This window comes from Actinoplanes sp. NPDC051537 (assembly GCF_055586105.1).
Genome location: NZ_JBVJIU010000004.1, coordinates 218,424 through 241,464 on the forward strand (window position 1 = coordinate 218,424; position 23,041 = coordinate 241,464).

The window sequence follows — 23,041 nt, forward strand, 5'->3', positions numbered from 1 at the left end:
CACGGGGCGCCGCGGTGATCGTCACCCTCATCATCGACACGTTCAACGTCAATAACAACGGCACCACGATGTCGGCGACGCGGTTTGCCTCGGCGCTCCTCGCGCGCGGGCACATCGTGCGGGTGGTGGCCTGCGGAAATCCGGGCCAGGCCGAGGATGACGGGGCCGGGCCGGTCATGTACTGGGTGCCGGAGCTGGTCGTGCCGATCGCCAGCCGGCTCGCGCACCGGCAGAGCACGCTGTTCGCCAAGCCGGTCCGCGAGACGTTGTACGCGGCCATCGAGGGCGCCGACGTCGTGCACATCTATCAGCCGTGGGCGCTGGGCCGGGCGGCCGAGAAGATCGCCCGGCGGCTCGGGGTGCCGGCGGTCGCGGCCTTTCACATCCAGCCGGAGAACATCACCTACAACGTCGGGCTGGGCTGGTTCCGGCCGGCCGCGCATCTCGTGTACGTGCTGATGCGGCTGGCCTTCTACGGCCGGTTCGCCGACATCCACTGCCCGTCCACGTTCATCGCGGCCCAGCTGCGTCAGCACGGCTATCGCGCGCGGCTGCACGTGATCTCGAACGGCATCGCCGGCAGCTTTCGGCCGCGGGCTTCCGGCATACGGGAAAAGGGGCCGTTCCGCATTTTGATGGTGGGCCGCTTCGCGCCGGAGAAGCGGCAGGACGTGCTGATCCGCGCCGTCCGGAAGTCGAGGCACGCCAACGACATCGAGCTGCACTTCGCCGGGCACGGGCCGGCGGAGAGGCGGCTGCGGCGGATGGGGGCGCGGCTCCCGATCCCGGCCCGGTTCGGCTACTACGCGCAGGACGAGCTGACCGAGCTGATCCGCGACTGCGACCTCTACGTGCACGCGTCCGACGTCGAGATCGAGGGACTGTCCTGTATGGAGGCCTTCTCCTGCGGGCTGGTGCCGGTCATCTCGGACAGCCGGCGCAGCGCCACCGGGCAGTTCGCGCTCGAGCCGCGAAACCTTTTCCACGCCGGCGATCCGGCGTCGCTGGCCGGGCGGATCGACGCCTGGATCGAGGATCCGGCGGGGCTGGCGGCGGCCTCCGAGGCGTACGGGCGCTATGCCGAGCTCTATGCGGTGGACCGCAGCGTCAAAGCCATCGAGCGGGTGTACGCCCGGGCGGGCCGATCGCCCGAGCGGCCGGCCGGCTATTCGGGGCGCGTGTACCGGCTGCTGCAGAGCGCCTTCTACTACGTGGTCGCGGTGCCACTGCTGTTCGTGCTGACCCGGATCATCCTCGGCGTGCGCAGCGAGGGCCGGAACCGGCTGCCGCGCGGCGGGGGCGCGCTGACGGTCTGCAACCACGTGCACTACCTCGACAGTGTGCTGGTCGCGCTCGCGTTCTTCCCGCGCCGGCTGGTCTTCACGGCGGCGCCGATGAACCTCGAGAACCGGTGGTACGGCGGGCTTGTTCATCTGCTCGGGGGCGTCGCGGTACCCCGTACGCCCGCCGGTCTGCCGTTGTTCTTCTCGGAGCTTTCGCTGTTCCTGGCCAAGGGGCGGATCGTGCACTTCTTCCCCGAGGGCGAACTGGTGCCGTACGACACGAGCCTGCGCGACTTCAAGCGAGGCGCGTTCCACCTGGCCGCCCAGGCCCGCGTCCCGGTGGTGCCGCTGTCGATCCGCTTCACGCCGCCGAAGGGCCTGCGCCGCCTGCTCGGCCGCAAGCCCACGATGGTGATCGTGGTCGGCGAGCCGATCGACCCGGCGACCACCGACCCGAGCAGCGACCGCCAGATCCGGATGGAGCTGGCCCGCCGCCGCATGCACGACCTGATCACCCGCGAGGCTTCCTGACTCCCGGCTTCCTGACTCCTGGCTTCAACTGCCGCGACGTGGGTATGTCCGTTGCGGAGGTGGAGTGATGAAGTTCGTGGTCAAGAAGGCCAGCAACGGCGAGTTCCGGTTCAACCTCGTGGCCAGCAACGGTCAGGTGGTGGCGACCAGCGAGTCGTACAAGCAGAAGACGTCGGCGATGAACACGATCGCCTCGATCCAGAAGAACGCCGGCGGCGCCTCGGTCGACGACCAGACGACCGCCTGACGGCAGATGAGCCCCGGGCCGCGCGCCCGGGGCTCGGCCGGCGCCGGGCCCGCCGGGTCGAGCCGTGCGGCGCGCGGCGATGTGCTGAACTAGGGCATGCAGATACGTCCGGCGGAACTGGCGGCGATCCGGGCCGGCGACATCGACGTGGCGTTCCGCCGCTGGGACCGGCCTCGCGTCAGGGTCGGCACCCGGATGCGCACCGCGGTCGGGCTGGTCGAGATCACCTCGCTGGACATCGTGACGGCGAGCTCGCTGACCGCCGCGGACGCACGCCGGGCCGGCGCGGCGTCGCTGGCCGCGCTCCGGCAGGGGCTGGACCGCCTGCACGCCGACCGGCCGGTGTATCGGATCGGGTTGCGGTACGCGGGCGCGGACCCGCGGCAGGCGCTGCGGGAGTCGCTGCCCGACACCGCGGAGATCGACGCGATCGTCGCCTGGCTGGATCGGCTCGACCGCGCCTCGCCGTCCGGCCCGTGGACCCGGGCGACGCTGCTGCTGATCGACGAGCTGCCGGCGACCCGGGCACCCGAGCTCGCACAGCGGATGGGGCGTGAGACGGCGCCGTTCAAACAGAACGTGCGCAAGCTCAAGGAGCGCGGGCTGACCGAGTCGCTCGACATCGGCTACCGGCTCTCCGCGCGCGGCGCCGCCGTCCTGGACCACGAGGGTCACCGGCGGCCGGTCTCCAGCCGGCCGGCCCCGGCGCCGGGCACCCCGCTGCCACACCTGGGTGCGCCCGCGACCCGGGCGCTCACGTCGCAGGGCGTGGTCAGCCTCGAACGGGTCGCCGAACTCAGCGAGGCCGAGGTGCTGGCCCTGCACGGGGTCGGGCCCTACGCCATCCGCCACCTCCGGGCCGCGATGGACGAGGCCGGGCTGACCTTCCGCGCCGGTCCGGCTTAGACGGCCTGCGGAAAATCGAAGAACCGGCCCGGGTCGTACGCCTTCTTGATCGTCGCCAGTCGGCGGTGGTTGCCCGCGTGATAGGCCGCCGCCGCATCCGTCAGCGCGGGATCGGGGAAGTTCGGGTAGACCCGGCCCGAGCCGTCGGCGTGCGCGGTCTGCCAGGAGCGGTCGACCCACGAGCCGGCCGGGTCGCCCGCGTGTTCGAGCAGGAAACGCTGGCCGCGGTGGGCGAAGGCGGTGGCGTCCCCGGCGACCCGGTTGTAGGCGCCGCCCATCGCGGTGAAGGACAGGCGGCCGTCCAGGCCGGTCAGCAACGACGCGATCGTGCGGCCGGACAGCGGGCCGGCGAAGAACTCCGACCGGATGCGCTCCGGTTGCTGCTCCTCCGGCCCGGCGAAGGACTGCTTCAGGCGGTGGTACGGCAGGCCGCCCCGCAACGCGACCGGCGCGTCGGTCAACTCCCGTAACAGCTCCCGGGTCGCGGCTTCGTCCAGTGTGGACGCGCCGAACAGCGAAGCGCGCCCGGACTCGACGGTGAGGTTCACGGTGATGTCGTCGGGGGCGTCCGGCGCCCAGGACTGCCAGCGGCGTACGAGATCCTCGGTGGCCGGCGGATGCGCCTCGATGCGCGTCGTCAGCGGCTCCGCGACCGTGTCGAACCGCAGCTCGGTGACCACGCCGAACTGGCCGCCGCCCGCGCCGCGCAGGGCCCAGAACAGGTCCGGGTGCCGGTCGCGGTCACAGTCCACGATGGAGCCGCCGGCCAGCACCACCTCGGCGCCGGCGAGACGGTCGCAGGTCAGCCCGTGCTTGCGGCCGAGCAGCCCGATCCCGCCGCCGAGGGTGAGCCCGGCGATGCCGACGGTCGGGCCGCAGCCGGCGGGCAGGGTGCGGCCGTGGGCGGCCAGCGCCTCGTAGACGGCGCGGAGGCGGGCCCCGGCCCCGATCCGCGCCACGCCGTCGCCGGCCATGGTGACGTGGTCGAGGCCGGACAGGTCGAGCACGATCCCGTCCGTCGACGATCGGCCCGCGAATCAGTGCCCGCCGCCCCGGGGTACCAGGCGCTCGCCGGTCGCGGCGGCGTAGGCCAGCGTGGCGGCGACGTCCGCCACCGACCGGCAGAGCACCACGAGCCGGGGCCGCACGTCCCGGTAGGCGGGGTTGACCGGGCGGCGGACCGCGTCGTATTCCGGCGAGCCGGGCGTGAACACCTGGCCGTCGGGGGCGAGGAAAGGCACGGGTACCAGGCTAGGTGGTCGCCGGGGCGGGACTTCTCCGAGCCGTGGGCAAGGCCCGGGACAGCAGCGGGAAGACCAGCGCCAGCGTCGCCATCGCGCCCACGCCCGAGATGACGAACAGCCAACGGCCGCCGACGGCGCCCAGCAACGCGGCGCCGGCCAGATAGGCGACGACCTCGGCGGCGTACGGGAAAAGGTAGATCGTCCCGAACACCGTGCCCAGCCGGTTCGCCGGGACGTGCCGCTGCACCAGCGTGTCGGCGGCGACGTTGTGCCAGCCGGCGCCCGCACCCGCCAGCGCCTGCCCGGCCACCGCGAAGGCGACCGCGTAGCTCAGCCCGGTCAGCACCGCGCCCACGCCGATCACCAGCACCGAGGCGTAGAGAACGAGGTCGATGCGGATGCGGTCGGCGCCGCGGGCGATCACCAGCGGACCGGCCACCATCCCGATCCCGTACGCCGAGGTCAGCAGCCCGACCGCGACCGGTCCCGCGCCGAGACCGTCGCGCACGAGCGGCACCACCGCCACGTTGTCCAGCGCCGCGAACGTCACCAGCATCAGGAAGCCGCAGGCCACCGCCCGGACCACCAGGTTGGTGCGGACCACGCCGAGACCGTCGCGCAGCACCTGCCGCAGTGGTTCGGCCGCCGCCGCGCCGCGCCGGGCCAGCGGCCGCAACCCGGCCACCAGCAGCGCCGAGACCAGGAACGACGCGACGTCGGCCAGCAGCGTCGGAGTGAGGCCGGCCGTCGCCAGCAGCACGCCGCCGAGCGCCGGACCGGCCGCGAAGCCGATGTTGACGCCGACGGCCAGGCGCGCGTTCGCCGCGCCGAGCCGGTCCGCCCCGACCAGCTCCGGCAGCAGGCTGCGGCCGGCCGGCGTGAACGTCGTCGCGGCCACCGACGCCGCCGCGACCAGCGCGAGCAGCACCGGCAGCGAGGGGCTGAGCAGGGCGATCGTCGTGTAGAGCACGGCCTGCGTCAGGTCGCAGGCGACGATGATGCGCCGCTGGTCGAACCGGTCGGCGAGCGCGCCGAGCGCCGGCCCGAGCAGCCGCGGCACCGTCGCGGCGAGCAGGAACAGGCCGACGGCGGCGCCGCCGTACCGGTCGAAGACGGCGACGAGCAGGGCGGTCCGGGCGATCTGGTCACCGGCGTACGAAACGAGCCGGGCGGTCCAGTAACGATGAAATGCCGCATTCATGAATGCCCCCGTGTTTGCTGTTTTCCGCAATATCATTGTGCCTCGTGAATCCCGGGAATTCGGTGTCGGATTCGCTACAGCGAATTGCTGTTTCCGACTTGCGGAGGGTGGCGCTATGGTCGTGGCCATCGGAATTCGGAACGCTTGTCACTGGGGGATCAAATGATCAAGCAAGCGCACGCAACCACGTCCACCGGGGCCGGCCCGACCCGTACCTGGGCCGGTCCGACCCGCACCTGGGCTGGTCCGACGTTCACCTGGGCGGGACCGACCCGCTAGGCCCCTCCGCCGCGGCCGGCCGCGCCCGTTGCTGGGCGCGGCCGGGCCGACCGTTCGCGGAAATGGCTGTCCATGACAATTCGATTCGCCATTCTCATTGCCGCGCCCGTGCTCGCCGGCGTCGCGCTCGGATACCTTTCCGGCGGCCGGCTCGGCGGCCTGCGCGCCATTCCGGTCAAGGCGCTGTGGCTGGTCTGGCTGGCGGCCGCGGCCCAGCTCGCCCAATACCGGGCGCCGATCCTGCACGGTCCGGCGACGCTCGCCGTCGTATTCGGTCTCGTGCTGGCCTGGCTGGCCGTCAACCTGCCGCGCTGGCCGGTCGCGTGCCGATTGGCGGGCGTGCTGATCGTGCTCGGCGCGGCCCTCAACGGCGTCGCGATCGCGCTCAACGGCCGCATGCCCTACGACAACGCCGGCCACGCCACCGTCACCGACACACCCAAGAACGTCGCGGCGAACGAGCAGACCCGGGCCGCCGTCCTCGGCGACACGATCCCGCTCGTACCGCTGCATGCCCTCATCAGTCCCGGCGACATCCTGATCGGCGGCGGCGCTTGCGCGTTCGTCCTGGTCGCGATGCGCCGACCCGAACGGAGACCCGATGACCGCGACCCTTTCCTGGCGCCGGCTCACGCTGGTGCTGTTCACCCTGGCCGCGCTGGCCTTGCTGCTCTGGACGATCGGCGCCCCGCACGAGCAGGGAGGCTGAGCTCATGAACCGCATCTGGCACCGCCTCGCGTTCGCGCTCGCCTCCCTGGCCTCGCTGGCCCTGCTGCTCTACACCGTCGGCGCCCCGCACGAGCACGGCGGCTGAGGTCCACCGGTCCGGTGGTTTCGGCGAGATGCCGCCGGGCACTTCGGGGGTATGTTCCCCGCTGAGAACCTGCGCGACTGGCGCGGGCAGAAGGTCATCGACCCCAAGGGCGACAAGATCGGCGACCTCGAGGCCGTCTATGTCGACACCGCCACCGACCAGCCGAGCTTCGCCACCGTCCGGGTCGGCATCATCGGCCGGCATCGCCTGGTCTTCGTGCCCCTGGACGGCGCGTCGGTGAAGCCCGACGCCGTCCGCGTGCGGCACGACAAGAAGCTGGTCGGGGACGCGCCGAGCATCGAGGTCGACGGTGAGCTCACCGCCGCCGACGAACCGCGGGTCTTCACCCATTACGAGCTGCCGTACGCGACGGGAGCAGCCGGCGAGCGCCGGCTGGCTCGCCGCTGACCGGGTTTTCCACCGGCCGCGGCGGGGCATCGGTGACGGTGATGAACACTGGCGACCTGATGGACGGCCGTTTCCGGCTGCTGGGGCGGCTCGGGGCCGGCGGCATGTCGATGGTGTGGCGCGCGCACGACGAGGTGCTCGGCCGGGACGTCGCCGTGAAGGTGCTGTTTCCGGAGCTGGCCGAGGACCCGCTGCTGCTGGAGCGGGTCCGGGACGAGGCGCGGGCGCTCGCGCGGCTGCGGCATCCGAACATCGTGGACGTCTACGACTACGGCGAGACCTTCGATCCGCGGGGGCGGCGCACGCCGTACGTGGTGATGGAGGTCGTCGAAGGCCGCTCGATGGCGCAGTTGCTCACCGGCGACGCGCTGCCGTGGCGGGTTTCGGTGCTCGTCTGCGCGCAGGTGGCGGCCGCGCTGGCCGCCGCGCACGAGTGCGGGCTGGTGCACCGGGACGTCAAGCCCGGCAACGTGGTGGTGGCGGGCGCCGGGGTGAAGCTGCTCGACTTCGGCATCGCGGCCGCGTCCGGCGACGACGACGGGCCGGCCGGTCAGGTGCTCGGCACGCCCGCCTACCTGGCCCCCGAGCGCCTCGAGCACGGCGTCGTCCGGCCGGCGACCGACGTCTATGCGCTGGGGTTGCTGCTCTATTGCGCCATCGCCGGCCGTTTGCCATGGGAGGCGTCGACCGCAACACAAATGCTTCGTGCGCACCGGTACGAGGAACCGGCCGCCCTGCCGCGGGGTGCCGGCCTGCCGGGCGACATCGCCGACCTCTGCCGGCGCTGCCTCGACAAGGACCCGGACCGCCGGCCGTCCGCCGCCGACGCCGCCCGCGTGCTGGGCGCCGCGGCCGGGCTGACCCCGGCCGCCCTGCTGCTGCCCGGCGGTGCTGCCCCCGATGCCGAGCCGACGGCTCGCATCATCGCGGCCACGGTCCAACGGCGATGGCGGCGGACGCCCCGGGCCGGGCGGATCGCGGTCCTCGCCGGCGGCGTGCTCGTCCTGAGTGTCGCTGCCGCGTCGGCGCTGCCCGGCGACCCGGACGGCTCGGCCTCGTGGGCGCAGACCCCGGCCGCGGCCACGCCCACCGCGTGCAGCGTCGAATACACCGTCGCCCGCGCCGCCAACGGCCGGTTCACCACCCGTCTGCGGGTCGCCAACACCGGGACGGCGCCGATCACCGCCGGGCAGCTCACCTTCGCGCTGAAGCAGGAACAACGACTCGTCTCCGGCACGCCCGGCACCTGGCGGCAGAGCGGGAGCGCGGTCTCGGCCCGGATCGGCGACCTTCCCGCCGGCCAGGCCCGCACCGCGACGATCCAGGGCACCTACCGGGGGCTGAACGCGCTGCCCGACCGCTTCGAGCTCAACGAGGCCGCCTGCGACTCGGCGCTGTCCGTCGCCGGCGCGACCACCGCCACCGCCCCGCCACCGCCACCGCCGGCGCCCGGCAAGCCGGCCGCGCGTCCCGCCTCCGCCGACGACAAGAAGCCGGCCGAGAAGCCCGGGAAGGAAAAGAAGCCCGAGAAGGGAAAGAAGAAGGAAGACTAGGCGGTCGTCTGCAGCTGCCTCGCGGCCGGGATCGGGGAACCCTCGGCCAGCCACAGGCGCAGCGACTCGGGGCGGAACAGGCGATCCGCGGCCAGCAGCGCGCCGCCGACGGTGCCCTCGTGGAAGTCGAGCGACGCCGTCCGGATGGTGAGGTTGCGGGCGGCCAGCTCGATGGCGCCGGCCAGCACGGCGGCCCGGAACTCGTCGAAGAACACCTGGCCGTACCGGATGACGCCGCCGCCGAGCACCAACGTCCCGGGGTTGGCGAAGTTGACCACGCCGGCGATCGTGCGGCCGGTCAGCCGGGCGGCTTCGGCCACGGCGTCGTGGACCAGCGCGTCGCCGGCCTCGGCCGCGAAGCCGATGTCGGCCGGGACGATGTGGCCGCGCTCGGCCAGCCGCCGGGCCAGCAGCGGGCTCGCGCCCGACCGGGCGTGCTCGGAGAGCGTGCGCAGCACCGCCCAGCCGCTCGCCACCGCCTCGAGGCAGCCGGTCTTGCCGCACCGGCAGGTCGCCGCCGGGTCGTCGGTGACCCGGACGTGCCCGATGTCGCCGGCCGCTCCGCTGTCGCCGCGGTGCAGCCGCCCGTTCGTCACCAGGCCGCTGCCGATGCCGGTGGCGACCTTGACGAACAGCAGGTCGCGCCGTTCCCGGGGCTCGCCGCGCTCCCACTCGCCGAGCGCCATCGCGTTGACCTCGTTCTCCACCCAGACCGGCGCGTCGAACCGCCGCTGGAAGGGCGCCCGCACGTCGTACCCGTCCCAGCCGGGCATGATCGGGGCGGCCACCACCGAGCCGGCGGCGACGTCGACGGGGCCGGGCAGCGCGATCGTGACACCCCAGACCGGCGTACGCGTGTCGCTCAGCAGATCGTCGAAGACGCCCTGGACGGCGGCCAGCACCGCCTCGGGCCCGTCCTGCACGTCGATGTCGCGGGCCTCGCGGCGCAGCGGGTTGCCGTTCAGGTCGGAGACCGCGGCCTGCAGCGACACCGCGCCCAGCGACGCCGAGAGCAGCACGCCGGCGTCGGCCCGGAACCGGATGGTGCGCGACGGGCGGCCGCGGCGCTGCGGTGACGGCGTGGCCGTGAGCTCGGTGAGCACGCCCAGCTCGAGGCCCTCGCGGATGCGGTCGTTGACCACGGTGCGGCCCAGGCCGGTGACGTTCTCCAGGTCGGGCCGGGTGATCGCGGTCTCGGCGCGGACGAGCTCGACGATCTGGGCCAGCACGAGGATGTCGCGAGCGGACGGCGGCGCGGACAAACGATCTCCTTGGGACACCCGGCGGTCGATCGGATCGTACCGCGCGCCCCCAGCTTATGTTGATTCGATACATAAACAGGGGCGGCATGACCGAGCAGCGCGGGGGCGCCGGGCGGCCTGTTCACGCGCGGCGCCGGCCCTGGCTCAGAGGCCACCGGTCTCGAATGCCGCCGGCCCGGGCGCCGACGACACCGTCCAGTGGCGTGTCAGCTGGTCAGGCCGACCGAAACCGGGGTTGATCGGGTGATGGTGGTGCCGTCGCCGAGCTGGCCGGCCGGGTTGTAGCCCCAGCACCACAGGCTGCCGTCGGTGCGCCCCGCGCAGGCGTGATAGGTGACCACGAAGTTGCCGTTCCAGCTGGTGGCGTCGCCGACACGCACCGGCGCGTACCGGTTCGCGGTCGTGCCGTCGGCCAGCTGGCCGGCCATGTTGTTGCCCCAGCACCAGAGACTGCCGTCGGTACGCGTCGCGCACGTGGTGTTGAAGGTCGCGGCGACCCGGCTCCAGGAGGTGCCGTCCCCGACCCGCATCGGCGTGGTCTGGTAGGTGGCGGTGGCGCCCAGCTGGCCGTACCCGTTCTCGCCCCAGCACCACAGCGATCCGTCCGAGCGCACCCCGCAGGTGTACGCGTACCCGGCCGTCACGCCGGTCCACGAGGTCGCGGTGCCGACCTGCGCCGGAGTGGCCGAGTAGCTGAGGATGCCGATCCCGAGCTGCCCGGCCGTGCTGTCACCCCAGCACCAGAGCGTGCCGTCGGTCCGGATGGCGCAGGTGTGCGCGAACCCGGTCGTGACGCTCGCCCAGTTGGTGGCCGTGCCGACCCGCATCGGCGTGGTGGCGTAGTACGGGTCGGTGCCGACACCGAGCTGGCCGAGCCGGTTGAACCCCCAGCACCAGAGCGTCCCGTCGGTGCGGACCGCGCAGGTGTGGCTGTCGCCGGCGCTGACGGTGGCCCAGGTTGCGACGTCGCCGACCCGGGTCGGGACGTTCCGGCTCGTGGTCGTGCCGTCGCCGAGCTGCCCCCGGAAGTTGTTGCCCCAGCACCACAGCGTGCCGTCGGCGCGAACCCCGCAGGTGTAGCTGGTCCCGGCGTCGATGCCGACCCAGTCCGTGGCGGCCCCGACCCGCACCGGCCTGGTCTTAGCCGTGTTGGTCCCGTCGCCGAGCTGCCCGGTGTCGTTGCCGCCCCAGCAGCGGAGCGACCCGTCGGCCGGAATCGTGCAGGTGTGCGAGTACCCGGCGGCGACGCCGACGTTGCCCGCCGAGGCGGCGCGAGCCGCCCCGGCCGTGCCGACCAGCGCGCCGATGACGGCCACCGCGGCGACCGACCATCTGCCTAAAGCGCGCAGCCGACCATCGTGAGTTCTTTTCATGTGTGGTCTCCCAAGGGAGTCGGAGGGGAAAGGCTGGCGGCATCGTTGCCCCCGCGGGCCGCTGGAGGGCCCACCAGTTCATAACATTCGACATTGACCGACAGCAATGTTGCCGAATTGCTTTCCCGCATTTCCCGGGCGAGGCGGCGGGGCGGGGTGGCCGGGCAAGGTGGCGGGGCGAGGTGGGCCGGGCGAGGCTGGCCGGGCGAGACGGGCCGGGCGAGACGGGCCGGGCGAGGCGAGGCGGCCGCGCGAGGGGGCGGGCGGTGGCCGGGCGAGGCGGGCCGGGCGAGGCGAGGCGGCCGCGCGAGGGCCGGGCAAGGCGGGCCGGGCGTGGGGAGGCCGGGCGAGGGGAGGCGGCCGCGCGAGGGGGCGGGCGGTGGCCGGGCGAGGTGGGCCGGGCGAGGTGTGGCCGCGCTGAGGCGGCTGGGCGAGACGTGGCCGCGCAGAGGCGGCCGCGCCCGCTGGGCCGGGCCGGCCGCGCCCGCCGGGCGGGAGGGGTGGTCCGGCCCGGGCTGGGCGGCGGCCGTCAGACCGCGACGCTCGGCCGGACGCCGCCGTGGCAAGGGCAACCCCGGAAGGCGGCCGGCGCGGCCATCGCCGGCTTGGGCTGCTGCGCGGCGGCCTCGATGTCGGCGAGCATCTGGCGGCGGGCGGCCGGTCCGATCAGGCGGCCACCGGCGAAGACGCTGTCGATGCGGGTCGTGTTGTGGATGTCGTGCAGCGGGTCGGCCTCGAGCAGCACCAGGTCGGCCACCGCGCCGCGGGCCACCACGCCCTGGTCGGGGCGGCCCAGGTAGCGGGCGGGGTGGAGGGTCGACGCGGCCAGGGCCTCGATCGGGCGCAGGCCCGCCCGCACCAGCAACGCCAGCTCGTCGTGCAGGCTGAAGCCGGGCATGAGGTAGGTCGTGCCCAGGTCGGTGCCGGTCATCAGGGGCACGCCGGCCGCGGCCAGGTCGGCCGTCAGCGCGAGCCGCCGGGCGAACAGGTCGCGCGAATGGGCGATCTGCTCCGGCGTCCGGCCGGGCAGATACAGGTTGTCGAGTGCCCAGTCCCAATACCCGATCATGTCGGCGCTGAAGTAGCGGTAGCGCGGGTCGTGCCGGTCGATGCGCTCCGGCATGTCGTTCGACTCGTGCAGCACCAGCGTCGGCGTGACGTACGTGCCGTTGCGGGCGACCCGGCCGAAGACCCGCTCCGCCTTGCGCCGGTCGTAGCTGCGGGCCGCGGCGTACTCGTACGGGTTCATGCGGTTGAACCAGCCGTTGTAGTCGCCCGGGCCGATCGGCACCGACGCCACGCCCCGCCGCAGGCGATCCTCGTCGGCCGAGGTGTCGTACCAGATCTCGAACAGGTGCTCGACCGACCGCAGGCCCCGGTCGCTCGCCTCGGTCAGCGGGACGAGGTCGGGCACGTGCCCGAGGAACGGCAGCCCGGCCCGCCCGGCCTCGTCGGCGATCGCCAGGAACGACTCGCGGGTCAGCCGGGTGTACGTCTTGATGAACGCCGCCCCCGCCGCCCGCTCCTGCCGCACCACGGCCCGGGCCTGCGCCGGATCGGCCACCGCGACGTGCACGCTGCCGTCGGGGTCGAGCCCGTCCCACAGCGAGGGCGACCCGTCGACGAGCCGGCTGCCGATCGTCCACCGTGGGCCGACCCGCTCCCCGGCGGCGATCTGCCGCTGCCAGTCGCGCGCCTCGGCGCTCGCCGACATCTGCCGGGTCGTGGTCACGCCGTTGGCCACGTAGAGCTCCGGGTCGGTGTCGTCGATGCCGGTCGCGTGCGTGTGCATGTCGGCGAGCCCGGGAATCAGATATTTCCCGGAGCCGTCGACGACCGTGGCCCCGGACGGCACCGGCACGCGCTGCGCCGGCCCGGCGTCGAGGATGCGCCCGCCCCGGATGAGCACCGTCTGCCCGCGCCGGGCGCCCCCGACCGCGTCGATCACCGTCACCCCCCGGATCGCGATCAGGTCACCACCGGCCGCCGCCGAGGCGGACCCCAGCCGGGTCAGTCCGAAAGCCACCCCGAGTGCCGTGCCGGTGAGGATCGTCCGCCGCTGCATGAGCTTCTCCCGTCGAAGCAAGGTCCAGAAACAACAAGGACAGCCTGCTCGGTCCGGCGTACGGAGTCAGTCGTGCCAGGGCCCGGAAACGGGGTGGTCCTAGTACCACCATCGATCGGATATGCAGTGACGGTCACCAATCCGCCGCCCCCGGGCAGCAGCTTCCAGTGCTCGAAGCTGGTTCTTCGCGATGGCCTCGCCCTTCAACCACTGGACCGCCAGAATCGGAGCATGACGGGCTCGATCCTCATCACCGGCGGTGGCTCCCGGCGCGGCATCGGCCGGGCCACCGCCCTGCGTTTCGCCTCCCTCGGCTATGCGGTCGGGGTGCTGGACATCGACGCCGACGGAGCCGGCGAGACCGCCGGGGAGGCGAGCCGGGCCGGCAGCCCGCAAACCTTCGGCGCGTACGCCGATGTCACCGCCCCGCCCTCGGTGGCCGCGGCGGTCCGCGCCGCCGAGGCCGCGCTGCCCCCGATCACCGTGCTCGCCAACATCGCCGGCATCTCGGCGCCGACCCGCTTCGAGGACATCACCCTCGACGAGTGGGAGCACGTCTTCGCGGTCAACGTCCGCGGCACGTTCCTGGTCACCCAGGCCGTGCTGCCCGGCATGCGCGCCCGCGGCCACGGCCGCATCGTCAACCTCTCGTCGGTCTCCGGCCAGCGCGGCGGCGGCCTCTTCGGCGCCTCGCACTACTCGGCCAGCAAGGCGGCGATCCTCGGCCTGACCAAGACCCTGGCCCGCGAGCTCGATGGCGAGGGCGTCACGGTCAACGCGGTCGCGCCGAGCATGGTCGACACCGACATCACCCACGGCCTGATGACCGAGGACCGCAAGGCCGAGCTGGCCGCCACCACGATGATCGGCCGGCTCGCCACCGCCGACGACGTGGCCGGCGTGATCGCGTTCCTCGCATCGCCGGACGCCGCCTACCTCACCGGGGCGACGATCGACGTCAACGGCGGCTCCCACCTGCACTGATGGCGCTGACCGCGGTTCTCGACGACGACCCGACCGGCACCCAGTGCGCGACCGGCGTGACCGTGCTGCTGCGCTGGGACGTGCCGGCCATCGTGGCGGAGCTGCGCGCGTCGCCGAGCGTCTATCTCCAGACCAACTCGCGGGCGATGCCCGAGGCGGAGGCGGTCACGCTGGCGCGGGCGGTGAAGGGGCAGTTGCGGGCGGCGGCCGCGGAGCTGGGCCGGCCGATCCGCCCGATCCTGCGCGGCGACTCGACCCTGCGCGGGCACGTTTTCGCCGAGTCCGATGTCTTCGTGGGGAAGAGCGGTCCGGTTCTTTTCGTGCCGGCTTTTCCGCAGGGCGGCCGGACCACGGTGGGCGCGGTGCACCGGGTGGGGGAGACGCCGGTCGCCGAGACCGAGTTCGCCCGCGATCCGGTCTTCGGTTTCCGCAGCTCCCACCTGGTCGATTACGTCCGGGAACGCGGTGCCCGGCGGGGGGTTCCAATCCCGCTTGCGGCCGTACGCGACACCGCGGGTCACGCGGTGACGCAGGCGCTGCGGCGGGCGGGTCCGGGCGAGTTCGTCGTGCCCGACGCGGCCACCGACGACGACATCCGGCTGATCCACGCCGGTCTCGAGGCGGCCGGCCGGGACGAAGTCGTGGTGCGCTGCGCCGCCACCCTCGCCGCGATCTGCGCGGGCCGCCTCAGCACCGGCTGTCTCGACCGCCTCGCCCCGCAACGTCCCGGCGTGCTGGTCGTCTGCGGCTCGCACACGGCCGCCGCAACCGCCCAGCTGGCCGCCCTCACCGACGCCCCGGTGGAGATCCCCACCGATGCGGCGCTGGCCGACCCGCCGGCGGCCGGCCGGGAAGCCGCCGCCCGCCTCGAGGGCCGCCCGTTCGCGGTCCTCAGCACCGAGCGGATCCGCCGGCCCGAGCACGGTTCCCTCGCGCACGCGGCCCGCGTCGACCAGGCGCTCATGACCGCCGCGGCCGCCGTCGTCGCGGACTACGGCACGGTCGTGTCCAAGGGCGGCATCACCTCGGCCGGGATCGCCCGGACGGCCCTGGGCGCCGACCGGGCCCGGGTCCGCGGCCAGATCGCCGCCGGCATCTCGGTCTGGGACTACGCGGACGGGACCGTCCACGTGATCGTGCCCGGCAACGTCGGCGACCGGGACACCCTCGTGCGCCTCACGCGATCCGGCAGATGACCGTCCCCTGCGGTATCGACGCCTCCTCCTCGACGAGCAGGTGGACCGTGCCCGCCGCCGGGGCGAGCACGTCCAGTGAGACCTTGTCCACCTGCACCTCGGCCAGCACCTGGCCGGCCGCCACCCGCTCGCCCTCGACGACGAACCAGGTCGCGAGCACGCCCAGGGCCGAAGAGTCCAGTTTGGACAGCGCCGGGAACGGCACCTCGGTCATGCCGCCGCCACCGCGCGGATCGCCGCCTCGATCCGGTCGTGCCGGGGCAGCACCGCGTACTCGAGGCTGTGCGCGTACGGGATCGGCACGTCCGGCACCGCCACCCGGGCGACCGGCGCGCGCAGCAGGCCCGGATCCACGTCGGCGACCGACGCGACCACCTCGCCCGACAGCCCGTACGACAGATAGTCCTCGTCCACGACCACCAGCCGGCCGGTCTTGCGCACCGACGCCACGATCGCGTCCCGGTCCAGCGGCACCAGGCTGCGCAGGTCGAGCACCTCGACGTCGATGCCCTCGCCCGCCAGCCGGTCGGCGACGTCGAGCGCGTGGTGCACCGACAGCGACACGGTGACGACGGTGACGGTCGATCCCGGCCGGGTGATGCGGGCCTGCCCGATCGGCACCGTGTAGTCGCCGTCCGGCACCTCGCCGATCGCGCGCCGGTTCTTGGCCATCCAGGCCAGCCCCATCACACCCTTGTGGAACATGTAGACGACCGGCCCGTCGTCGCGGATCGCCGAGATCATCAAACCCTTGGCGTCGTACGGGTTGCTGGGCGCCACCACCTTCATGCCCGGCAGATGGGCGAAGGTTCCCCACAGGCACTGGCTGTGCTGCGCGCCGTCGCTGTACCCGCCGCCGACGGCCGTCGTCAGGACCATCGGCACCCGCACGTGGCCGCCCGACTCGTACGAAATCTTGGCCATGTGGTTGTAGATCTGGTCCATGCAGACGCCGAAGAAGTCCACGAACATCAGCTCGACGATCGGCCGCATGCCCTCGACCGCGGCGCCGATGCCGAGGCCGATGAACGCGGTCTCGGAGATCGGGGTGTCGATCACCCGGGTGGCGCCGAAGCGGTCCAGCAGGCCGGTCGAGGATCCGAAGATGCCGCCGTACGCGCCGACGTCCTCGCCGAGATAGATGACCGACTCGTCGCGGGCCATCTCGGCCGCGATCCCGTCGACCATCGCCCGGGCGGTGGTGAGCCGGTTGGTCTCGGCCGTTGCGGTCATGACACCGCTCCTTCCGCTTTGCCGGCCGGCGACGGGAACACGTAGCGCAGGGCGTCGGCGGGGTCGGGCAAGGGGCTCTTCTTCGCGTACGAGACCGCGTCCTCCACCTGCACGGCCGCCTCGTGCCGGATCCGGGCGACGCCGGCGTCGTCGAGCAGCCCGGCATCGCGCAGGGTGCGCTCGTACGTGGGCAGCGGATCGCGGCCCGGCACGTCCTCGATGTCCTTGCGGTAGGCCTGGGCGTCGCCCTCGAAATGGCCCCACAGCCGCAGCGTGTGCACCTCGATGAGGCTCGGCCCGTCGCCCGCGCGGGCCCGCGCCACCGCCCGCCCGGCCGCCGCGTAGACCGCCTCGACCGCGTTGTCCTCGATCCGCTCGCCGGGCATGTCGTACGCCGCCGCCCGCGCCGCGTTCGACGGCACCGACGTCGACGCCGACCGCGGCACCGAGATGCCCCAGTCGTTGTCCTCGACGATGAACACGACCGGCAGCCGCCACAGCGCCGCCAGGTTCAGCGACTCGTGGAAGGCGCCCTGGTTGGCCGCGCCCTCCCCGGTGACCGCCACGGCGACCCGGTCGGTGCCGCGCCGCTGGAACGCGAACGCCTGCCCGAGCGCCGGCGGGTAGCCCTCGGCGATGATGCCGGAGCAGGAGAAGTGCGTCGCCGGGTCGAACAGGTGCATGTGGCCGCCCCGGCCGCGGCCCAGTCCCGTCTCCCGGCCGAAGATCTCGGCCGCCATCCGGCTCAGGTCGACGCCGTGCGCGATCGCGAAATGGTGCGGCCGGTGCGTCGCGGTGACGGCGTCGTCGGTGGTCAGGTGGGCGCAGACCCCGGCCGCGACCGGCTCCTGCCCGGCGGCCAGGTGCATCTCGCCCGGCACCAGGCCCTTGCCGATGTCGAAGCCCGGTCCCTTGTCGGCGTGGTATTCGCGGAGCATCGCCTCCTCGAACGTCCGGCACAGCACCATCGTCCGGAACAGTTCCACGCGCGCGTCTTCGTCGATCTTCTCGGGTCCGCCCCCGGCCCTCTCGGGTCCGCCGGGCGGCGGCACAGTCGGAATGGTCATAGGGCCACGTTCGACCTGCCGCAACGCCTCGGCAACGGCCTCTTTCTCAGATGACGGGCACGGCGCGGGGCGTCAGGTGGCGGGGCAGTCGTGGTAGGCCTCGACCAGCCATCGTCCCGAGGCGCCGGACATCACCCACGTCGCCACCGACCAGCGGTCGGGGTCGGGCTCGGGCTCGTCCTGCGGGACGGTCACGCTGCGGCTGATCACGAGCGCGGTGGTGTCGTCGAGGAAGCGGATGCTCCGGACCCGGTGGATGCGGCGGGTGCCCTTGAGCGGGCCGGCGAACGCGGCGGCCATCGCGGTGCGGATGTCCGCCCGGCCGAGCAGGGCGAACCCGGGCAGGATGGCGGTCGCGTCGCCGGCGTAGCAGGCGACGAACGCCTCGACGTCGCCGTCCGCCCAGGCCGCCGACGCCGCGTCGATCAGCGCGCGTACCGCCGGCTCGTGGGAATTCTGTGTCATTGCTCGTCCTCTCCTCGGCCGTGTCTCGCGAGTGCAGACTCGCCCGGCGCGCCGGAGGAATCGGTCGCGCGGACCCGGCCCGCGAGGGCGAGGACGAGCAGGGCCGCCGCGGTGACGGCGGCGCAGGTGAGGAAGACGCCGCCGTAGCCGAGCGGGCCCGCGGAACCGGTGGCGATGATCGCGCCCGAGGCGATGGCGCCGACCCGGCGGGTGTTGACGTAGATGCCCGAGGCCAGGCCGGGGCGGGGGATGAGCTCCTGGAACAGCGTCAGGCCGACGCCGGCCACGGCGGCGAAGAACCAGGCGTTGAGGACCTGCAGGCCGAGCAGCATCACCGGGCCGCGGGCGTACGCCATGGCGGCGTAGAAGGCGATGCCGGCGACGCAGCCGGACGCGATCAGCCCGGGGGCCGCCACGCGGCGGCTCAGGCGGCCGATCGCCAGCAGCGCCGGGATCTCCAGGGCGGCGGCGACGCCCAGCGCCAGGCCGGCCCACAGCACCGGCAGGCCCATCCGGGCGGGGACGAACAGCGTCATGACCGACACCGTCGCGGCGTTGGTGGCCTGGAGGGCGACGAAGACCACGACCACCACCGCGACCCGGCCGCGGGAGACCGGCGCCCGGGACGCCTCGGGTTTCGGGGCCGCCGCGCCGGACGGGCGGCCGAGGAGGCGGGCCGTCACCGTGATGGTCAGCAGGGACACGCCGGCCAGCAGGGCCAGGACCGAGCGCACGCCGAAGCCGGACATGACCAGGGCGGCCAGCGGCGGGCCGGCGACCCAGGCGAAGGACACCACCGCCCGCGTGCGCACCACCTCGGCGGCGTCGGCGCCAGCGTGCTTGAGGTGGGCGAACAGCAGCGAGTTGCCGACGCCGGCCGGGCCGCCCAGCGCGACCAGCGCGCACACGGCGACCGGCAGCGACGTGGTCAGCGCCAGCGCGACGGCCAGCGCCAGGGTGAGGATCGCGCAGCCGAGCATGGGCCGCACGTAGTCGCGCCGGCGGTCGGCGTAGACCGGCAGCGCGAGCGCGGCGACGAACCCGCTCGCGTTGTAGATCGACAAGGCCCAGCCCACCTGGGCCGCCGTCGCGTGGAAGACGCCCGCCAGCAGCGCGGCCAGGGCCGGATTGAGCAGCGCGAACTGCAGACCCCAGAGCAGGGCGGCGGACGGGATGAGCAGTCGGCGCGTTCTCACCCGTCCGAGGAAACCCCAACGCGGCGCGGGCGGGGAGGGTCTGCCACAACCCCCCACCCGGCGGGCTGGTCCGATTAGTGTTGTTTGTCGTGATCCCAGCGGTTGCCGAGGCGCTCGCCCAGTCGGTCGACACCGGGCTGCTCATCGTCTCCGGCGACGTCGTGGTCAGCGTCAACCGGGAGCTTCTCCGCCTCTTCGGCGCCCCGGAGTCCGACCGGCTGGTGGGGGAGCGGGTCGAGGAGCTGGCCCGGCGGGAGCCGTTCCGGGCGGCCACCGAGCTGTGGGCGGGACGCTCCGGCCCGTACGGGAAAAGACGCCGTTGCCGCCTGCCCGGTGACCGGGTGGTCGAAGGCCGCTGGCACGCCCTGCCCTCGGACGGCCTCCCGATGGCCGTCGCCGTGGTCACCGACCTGACCCGGGAGATCCGGATCCGGGAGGGGCTGCGCCGGCACAACCGGGCCCTCGCCGAGGTGGTCGCCTCCAAGACCGAGCTGGTCACGGCGATGCTGCACGAGCTGCGCACGCCGCTGGCCGCCGCCCTCGCGATGGTCGACCTGCTGCCGGCGAGCACCGGCGACGAGCTGCTCGACGAGGCGCTGCCGATGATCGCCCGGAAGGTGCGGCGGATCGACGAGGTGGCCGCCGAGATCGCCACCGTCGCCGGCATCGAGAACGGGACGATCCCGCTCCAGCTCGCCGAGTTCGACCTGCTCGCGCTGCTCGGGCGGGACGGGACCGGACCGGTGGTGGGGGATCGCCGCCGGCTCGGGCAGGTCTTCGAGCGGCTCGGCGCGGCCGTGCGCGCGCTCGGCGGGGACGACGAGGTCGTGGCGGAGCGGGCCGGCGACCGGTGGCGGATCGCGTTCCCGCTGCCCGGGCAGTACGCCGCCGACAAGCTGTTCACCGGCGCGAACGCCACCGCGCTGATGCTGGCCCGCGCGGTGGTCGGCCGGCACGGCGGGTCGGTCGGCATCGAGAGCGAGGACGGCACGCCGTACCTGACGGTGCGGCTGCCGGCCGAAGGGCCCGGCTGAAAAGGGGCTAGGTGAGCGCGTCGACCCGGGTCAGCAGCTCCTGCGCGGTGAACGGCTTGACCAGGTAGTCGTCGGCGCCCGCGTCGAAGCCGGACGCCACGTCCAGCCACTGGCCGCGCCCGGTGAGCAGGATGATCGGGATCTCGGCCGTCTCGGCGTCGTCACGCAGCGCGCGGCACACCTCGAGGCCGGTCATGTCCGGCATCGTGACGTCCAGAACGGCGCAGTCCGGCGGGTGCTCGTGCGCGGCGCGCAGGCCGTCGCGGCCGGTGCTGCTGGTGGACACGTCGAGCCCGCCGGAGCTGAGCACGGTCGTGACGATCTCCAGCATCGTCGGATCGTCGTCGATCACCAGCACCGAAGTCACCGCGCCACCCCCGTTCACTACCTAGAGTAGTCGTCGTGGCGCATCGCGGTGAGCGGTTCGGCGAGCGATGGACCGTCGGCCGGATGCTGGCCGCCGGCTTCCTGCTCGCGCTGCTGGCCCTCGCCATCGTCGGCGCCAGCGCGTACGTGCGGATCGGCGACCTCATGCAGAGCCGCGAGCCGTTGCAGCACGCGCACCTGCTGCTGGGCGAGATCGGCCGGCTCGGCGACTCGGTGAACGGGATGGACCGGGCCGCCCGCAGCTACCACGAGACCGGCAACCAGACCTGGGCCCAGGCGCTGCGCGGCTCCTCGGCGATGGTCCGCGACCGGCTCGCCGACGTGCGCGCGTCGGCCGGTGGCGACCCGGCCCACGAGCGTCTGCTCAATCAGCTCGAGCCGCTCGTCGACACCCGGATCGCGCAGTTCCAGCGGGCCGTCGCCGACAAGCGGCCGGACCAGGTGAACTCCGACCTGGCCGACGTGCAGTCCCTGGTCAGCGCCATGCACGTGCAGGAGGAGCAGCGCCTCGCCGAGCAGCTGCACGCCGGGGACGTCAGCGCGCGGCGTACCCGGCTGCTGATCCTCGCCGTCTCGGTGGCGACGGCCGCGCTGGTGGCGCTGGGCGGCCGGGGGATCACCCGGCGGATCACCGCGCCGGCCCGCCGGGTCACCGCCGTGGCCAAGCGGGTGGCCGAGGGTGACCTGAGCCAGCGCGCCGAGGTGACCGGGCCGCTGGAGCTCGCCCAGATGGCCCGGGCGGTGAACGCCTCGATGACCGCGATGGTCGCGGCCCGGGACGAGGCGGTGGCGGCGGCCGCGGCCAAGTCGGCGTTCCTGGCCACCATGAGCCACGAGATCCGCACCCCGATGAACGCCGTGATCGGCATGACCGGGCTGCTGCTCGGCACCGACCTCGACGCCCGGCAGCGCGAGCTGGTCGAGACCGTGCACGCCAGCGGCGAGTCGCTGCTCGTGATCATCAACGACATCCTCGACTTCTCCAAGATCGAGGCGGGCGAGCTGAGCCTCGACGAGCGGCCGTTCTCGCCGCGGTCGTGCGTGCAGCAGGCGATCAACCTGGTCGCGCTGACCGCCGACGCCAAGGGCCTGCACCTGTCCAGCCATCTCGCCGCGGACTGCCCGGAGACGATGGTCGGCGACGAGAGCCGGATCCGGCAGATCCTGGTCAACCTGATCGGGAACGCGGTCAAGTTCACCGAGCACGGCGCGATCACGGTCCAGGTCACGGCGGTTGCCGGGCCGGGCGACGAGCGGATGACCGTACGGTTCGCGGTGCGCGACACCGGGATCGGCATCCCGCAGGACCGGCTCGATCGGCTGTTCCTGCCGTTCAGCCAGGTCGACGCGTCGGTGGCGCGCAGCTACGGCGGCACCGGGCTGGGCCTGGTGATCAGCCAGCGGCTGGCCGAGGCGATGGACGGCGGCATCTCGGTGGACAGCACACCCGGGCAGGGGTCGACGTTCACCGTGACGGTCCGCCTGCGACCGGCGTCGGCGGACGACGTGCCGGCCACCACCGGGCCGGCCCCGGTCGTGCCGGCTCCGGCCGCCGCCGGGCGGTCGCTGCGGGTGCTGGTGGCCGAGGACAACCCGGTCAACCAGCGGGTGGCGCAGCTGCTGCTGGAGCGGCGCGGGCATCGGGTGGAGCTGGCCGCGGACGGGACCGAGGCGGTGGCGGCGGTCCGGCGTACCCCCTTCGACCTGGTGTTGATGGACGTGCAGATGCCGGTCCTGGACGGGTTGGCCGCCACCGAGCAGATCCGCGCCGACCCGCCGCCGCACGGCCCCCCGCGGATCGTCGCGCTGACCGCCAACGCCATGGTCGACGACCGCGCCGCGTCGCGGCGGGCGGGCATGGACGGCTTCCTGGCCAAGCCGATCCGCGAGGCCGAGCTCGACGCCGTGCTGGCCGGCGCGTCGGGCCGGGCCGACGTGCCGGCGAACCTCCCCCCGGCGACCGAGGCCGAGAGCATCCGCGCGTGGGTCGACGCGATGGCCGCCTCGATGGGCCAGGACCGTGCCCGGATCGCCGAGATCCTGCGCAACTTCGCCGACCGCCTGCCGGACACGCTCGACCGGATGGACCGGGCGGCCGCCGCCGGCGACACGCGCGGCCTGGCCCGGCTCGCGCACAGCCTCAAGGGCTCGTCGGCCACCCTCGGCGCGAACCGCCTGGCGGCGTTGTGCTCCGAGCTGGAGGACCGCACCCACGCGCCGGCCCCCCTGCTGCACGACCTGCGGGTGTACGCCCACGAGGCCGGCGACGTGATGGGCGAGCTCTCCGAAGACCTCGTGCGGGGCTGAGGCCG

General features: G+C 73.6%; 22 protein-coding genes and 1 pseudogene. 10 read left to right on the forward strand and 13 right to left on the reverse strand.

Features of this window, described 5'->3' with window-relative positions:
• The first annotated feature begins 14 nt into the window (after positions 1-14).
• From ACZ6TB_RS10720 to ACZ6TB_RS10730, 3 genes are all read left to right on the forward strand, one after another.
• Positions 15-1,814, forward strand: coding sequence for a glycosyltransferase (locus ACZ6TB_RS10720; RefSeq protein WP_465552946.1), 1,800 nt, complete (start codon positions 15-17; stop codon positions 1,812-1,814).
• A 67-nt stretch (positions 1,815-1,881) separates the two neighbouring features.
• A complete protein-coding gene (locus ACZ6TB_RS10725; protein ID WP_465552948.1) occupies positions 1,882-2,061 on the forward strand; it encodes a YegP family protein in 180 nt (59 codons plus the stop codon).
• Positions 2,062-2,157: 96 nt separating this feature from the next.
• Entirely contained in the window at positions 2,158-2,967 is an 810-nt protein-coding gene (locus ACZ6TB_RS10730) for a helix-hairpin-helix domain-containing protein (protein WP_465552950.1), read from the forward strand.
• Here ACZ6TB_RS10730 and ACZ6TB_RS10735 read toward each other — a convergent pair.
• The 4 genes and pseudogenes from ACZ6TB_RS10735 to ACZ6TB_RS10750 all read right to left on the reverse strand — a co-directional run bounded on the left by ACZ6TB_RS10735 (position 2,964) and on the right by ACZ6TB_RS10750 (position 5,412).
• Positions 2,964-3,245, reverse strand: a complete 282-nt coding sequence (locus tag ACZ6TB_RS10735; protein WP_465553646.1) for a BBE domain-containing protein — start codon at positions 3,243-3,245, stop codon at positions 2,964-2,966. The two genes, ACZ6TB_RS10730 and ACZ6TB_RS10735, sit on opposite strands and share 4 nt — an antisense overlap.
• A 477-nt stretch (positions 3,246-3,722) precedes the next feature.
• Positions 3,723-3,986: pseudogene (locus tag ACZ6TB_RS10740) on the reverse strand (FAD-binding protein); the annotation flags it as partial.
• Positions 3,987-4,004: 18 nt separating this feature from the next.
• On the reverse strand, positions 4,005-4,208 hold the full coding sequence (locus ACZ6TB_RS10745) for an FAD-binding protein (RefSeq protein ID WP_465552952.1): 204 nt from the start codon (positions 4,206-4,208) through the stop codon (positions 4,005-4,007).
• A 10-nt stretch (positions 4,209-4,218) separates the two neighbouring features.
• Positions 4,219-5,412: an MFS transporter gene (locus ACZ6TB_RS10750; protein ID WP_465552954.1), complete on the reverse strand. Its 1,194-nt coding sequence runs from the start codon at positions 5,410-5,412 to the stop codon at positions 4,219-4,221.
• A gap of 387 nt (positions 5,413-5,799) precedes the next feature.
• Here ACZ6TB_RS10750 and ACZ6TB_RS10755 point away from each other — a divergent pair, with 387 nt between their 5' ends.
• The 3 genes from ACZ6TB_RS10755 (at position 5,800) to ACZ6TB_RS10765 (ending at position 8,467) form a co-directional block, all read left to right on the forward strand.
• A complete protein-coding gene (locus ACZ6TB_RS10755) occupies positions 5,800-6,408 on the forward strand; it encodes a DUF5317 family protein (RefSeq protein ID WP_465552956.1) in 609 nt (202 codons plus the stop codon).
• A 149-nt stretch (positions 6,409-6,557) separates the two neighbouring features.
• A complete protein-coding gene (locus ACZ6TB_RS10760; protein ID WP_465552958.1) occupies positions 6,558-6,914 on the forward strand; it encodes a PRC-barrel domain-containing protein in 357 nt (118 codons plus the stop codon).
• A 41-nt stretch (positions 6,915-6,955) separates the two neighbouring features.
• Entirely contained in the window at positions 6,956-8,467 is a 1,512-nt protein-coding gene (locus tag ACZ6TB_RS10765; RefSeq protein ID WP_465552960.1) for a serine/threonine-protein kinase, read from the forward strand.
• On the opposite strand, the gene ACZ6TB_RS10770 is transcribed toward ACZ6TB_RS10765, so the two are convergent.
• The 3 genes from ACZ6TB_RS10770 to ACZ6TB_RS10780 form a co-directional block, all read right to left on the reverse strand.
• Entirely contained in the window at positions 8,464-9,729 is a 1,266-nt protein-coding gene (locus ACZ6TB_RS10770) for an ROK family protein (protein WP_465552962.1), read from the reverse strand. The two genes, ACZ6TB_RS10765 and ACZ6TB_RS10770, sit on opposite strands and share 4 nt — an antisense overlap.
• A gap of 206 nt (positions 9,730-9,935) precedes the next feature.
• Positions 9,936-11,045, reverse strand: coding sequence for an RCC1 domain-containing protein (locus ACZ6TB_RS10775; RefSeq protein ID WP_465552964.1), 1,110 nt, complete (start codon positions 11,043-11,045; stop codon positions 9,936-9,938).
• 586 nt (positions 11,046-11,631) lie between these two features.
• Positions 11,632-13,167 (reverse strand): amidohydrolase family protein, encoded by a 1,536-nt coding sequence (locus tag ACZ6TB_RS10780; RefSeq protein WP_465552966.1) that lies wholly within the window; start codon positions 13,165-13,167, stop codon positions 11,632-11,634.
• Positions 13,168-13,398: 231 nt separating this feature from the next.
• Here ACZ6TB_RS10780 and ACZ6TB_RS10785 point away from each other — a divergent pair, with 231 nt between their 5' ends.
• The gene (locus ACZ6TB_RS10785) at positions 13,399-14,151 is read left to right on the forward strand and encodes an SDR family NAD(P)-dependent oxidoreductase (protein ID WP_465552968.1); all 753 of its coding nucleotides are present in this window, start codon (positions 13,399-13,401) and stop codon (positions 14,149-14,151) included.
• Positions 14,151-15,347: a four-carbon acid sugar kinase family protein gene (locus ACZ6TB_RS10790; protein ID WP_465552970.1), complete on the forward strand. Its 1,197-nt coding sequence runs from the start codon at positions 14,151-14,153 to the stop codon at positions 15,345-15,347. The genes ACZ6TB_RS10785 and ACZ6TB_RS10790 overlap by 1 nt, the downstream gene beginning before the upstream one ends.
• On the opposite strand, the gene ACZ6TB_RS10795 is transcribed toward ACZ6TB_RS10790, so the two are convergent.
• The 5 genes from ACZ6TB_RS10795 to ACZ6TB_RS10815 all read right to left on the reverse strand — a co-directional run bounded on the left by ACZ6TB_RS10795 (position 15,328) and on the right by ACZ6TB_RS10815 (position 19,308).
• Complete coding sequence (locus ACZ6TB_RS10795) at positions 15,328-15,561, reverse strand: biotin/lipoyl-containing protein (protein WP_465552972.1); 234 nt, start codon at positions 15,559-15,561, stop codon at positions 15,328-15,330. The genes ACZ6TB_RS10790 and ACZ6TB_RS10795 overlap by 20 nt on opposite strands.
• The gene (locus ACZ6TB_RS10800) at positions 15,558-16,580 is read right to left on the reverse strand and encodes an alpha-ketoacid dehydrogenase subunit beta (RefSeq protein WP_465552974.1); all 1,023 of its coding nucleotides are present in this window, start codon (positions 16,578-16,580) and stop codon (positions 15,558-15,560) included. The genes ACZ6TB_RS10795 and ACZ6TB_RS10800 overlap by 4 nt, the downstream gene beginning before the upstream one ends.
• Positions 16,577-17,647 carry a thiamine pyrophosphate-dependent dehydrogenase E1 component subunit alpha gene (locus ACZ6TB_RS10805; protein WP_465552976.1) on the reverse strand — a complete coding sequence of 357 codons (1,071 nt, stop codon included), beginning with the start codon at positions 17,645-17,647 and terminating at the stop codon, positions 16,577-16,579. The genes ACZ6TB_RS10800 and ACZ6TB_RS10805 overlap by 4 nt, the downstream gene beginning before the upstream one ends.
• A gap of 72 nt (positions 17,648-17,719) precedes the next feature.
• Positions 17,720-18,112, reverse strand: a complete 393-nt coding sequence (locus ACZ6TB_RS10810; protein WP_465552978.1) for an SgcJ/EcaC family oxidoreductase — start codon at positions 18,110-18,112, stop codon at positions 17,720-17,722.
• Positions 18,109-19,308 (reverse strand): MFS transporter, encoded by a 1,200-nt coding sequence (locus ACZ6TB_RS10815; RefSeq protein WP_465552980.1) that lies wholly within the window; start codon positions 19,306-19,308, stop codon positions 18,109-18,111. The genes ACZ6TB_RS10810 and ACZ6TB_RS10815 overlap by 4 nt, the downstream gene beginning before the upstream one ends.
• Positions 19,309-19,397: 89 nt before the next feature.
• Here ACZ6TB_RS10815 and ACZ6TB_RS10820 point away from each other — a divergent pair, with 89 nt between their 5' ends.
• A complete protein-coding gene (locus ACZ6TB_RS10820; RefSeq protein WP_465552982.1) occupies positions 19,398-20,342 on the forward strand; it encodes a sensor histidine kinase in 945 nt (314 codons plus the stop codon).
• Between the two features lie 7 nt (positions 20,343-20,349).
• Here ACZ6TB_RS10820 and ACZ6TB_RS10825 read toward each other — a convergent pair whose 3' ends face one another.
• Positions 20,350-20,709, reverse strand: a complete 360-nt coding sequence (locus tag ACZ6TB_RS10825; RefSeq protein ID WP_465552984.1) for a response regulator transcription factor — start codon at positions 20,707-20,709, stop codon at positions 20,350-20,352.
• 35 nt (positions 20,710-20,744) lie between these two features.
• Here ACZ6TB_RS10825 and ACZ6TB_RS10830 point away from each other — a divergent pair, with 35 nt between their 5' ends.
• Positions 20,745-23,036: an ATP-binding protein gene (locus ACZ6TB_RS10830; RefSeq protein ID WP_465552986.1), complete on the forward strand. Its 2,292-nt coding sequence runs from the start codon at positions 20,745-20,747 to the stop codon at positions 23,034-23,036.
• Positions 23,037-23,041: the final 5 nt, after the last annotated feature.

What these genes read in the sequence shown, in the direction of transcription:
- ACZ6TB_RS10725 (WP_465552948.1), top strand. Translation starts at nt 1,882, where the DNA reads ATGAAGTTCGTGGTCAAGAAGGCCAGCAACGGCGAGTTCCGGTTCAAC.
- ACZ6TB_RS10730 (WP_465552950.1), top strand. Translation starts at nt 2,158, where the DNA reads ATGCAGATACGTCCGGCGGAACTGGCGGCGATCCGGGCCGGCGACATC.
- ACZ6TB_RS10735 (WP_465553646.1), bottom strand. Translation starts at nt 3,245, where the DNA reads ATGGGCGGCGCCTACAACCGGGTCGCCGGGGACGCCACCGCCTTCGCC.
- ACZ6TB_RS10750 (WP_465552954.1), bottom strand. Translation starts at nt 5,412, where the DNA reads ATGAATGCGGCATTTCATCGTTACTGGACCGCCCGGCTCGTTTCGTAC.
- ACZ6TB_RS10760 (WP_465552958.1), top strand. Translation starts at nt 6,558, where the DNA reads ATGTTCCCCGCTGAGAACCTGCGCGACTGGCGCGGGCAGAAGGTCATC.
- ACZ6TB_RS10765 (WP_465552960.1), top strand. Translation starts at nt 6,956, where the DNA reads ATGAACACTGGCGACCTGATGGACGGCCGTTTCCGGCTGCTGGGGCGG.
- ACZ6TB_RS10780 (WP_465552966.1), bottom strand. Translation starts at nt 13,167, where the DNA reads ATGCAGCGGCGGACGATCCTCACCGGCACGGCACTCGGGGTGGCTTTC.
- ACZ6TB_RS10785 (WP_465552968.1), top strand. Translation starts at nt 13,399, where the DNA reads ATGACGGGCTCGATCCTCATCACCGGCGGTGGCTCCCGGCGCGGCATC.
- ACZ6TB_RS10790 (WP_465552970.1), top strand. Translation starts at nt 14,151, where the DNA reads ATGGCGCTGACCGCGGTTCTCGACGACGACCCGACCGGCACCCAGTGC.
- ACZ6TB_RS10795 (WP_465552972.1), bottom strand. Translation starts at nt 15,561, where the DNA reads ATGACCGAGGTGCCGTTCCCGGCGCTGTCCAAACTGGACTCTTCGGCC.
- ACZ6TB_RS10800 (WP_465552974.1), bottom strand. Translation starts at nt 16,580, where the DNA reads ATGACCGCAACGGCCGAGACCAACCGGCTCACCACCGCCCGGGCGATG.
- ACZ6TB_RS10805 (WP_465552976.1), bottom strand. Translation starts at nt 17,647, where the DNA reads ATGACCATTCCGACTGTGCCGCCGCCCGGCGGACCCGAGAGGGCCGGG.
- ACZ6TB_RS10810 (WP_465552978.1), bottom strand. Translation starts at nt 18,112, where the DNA reads ATGACACAGAATTCCCACGAGCCGGCGGTACGCGCGCTGATCGACGCG.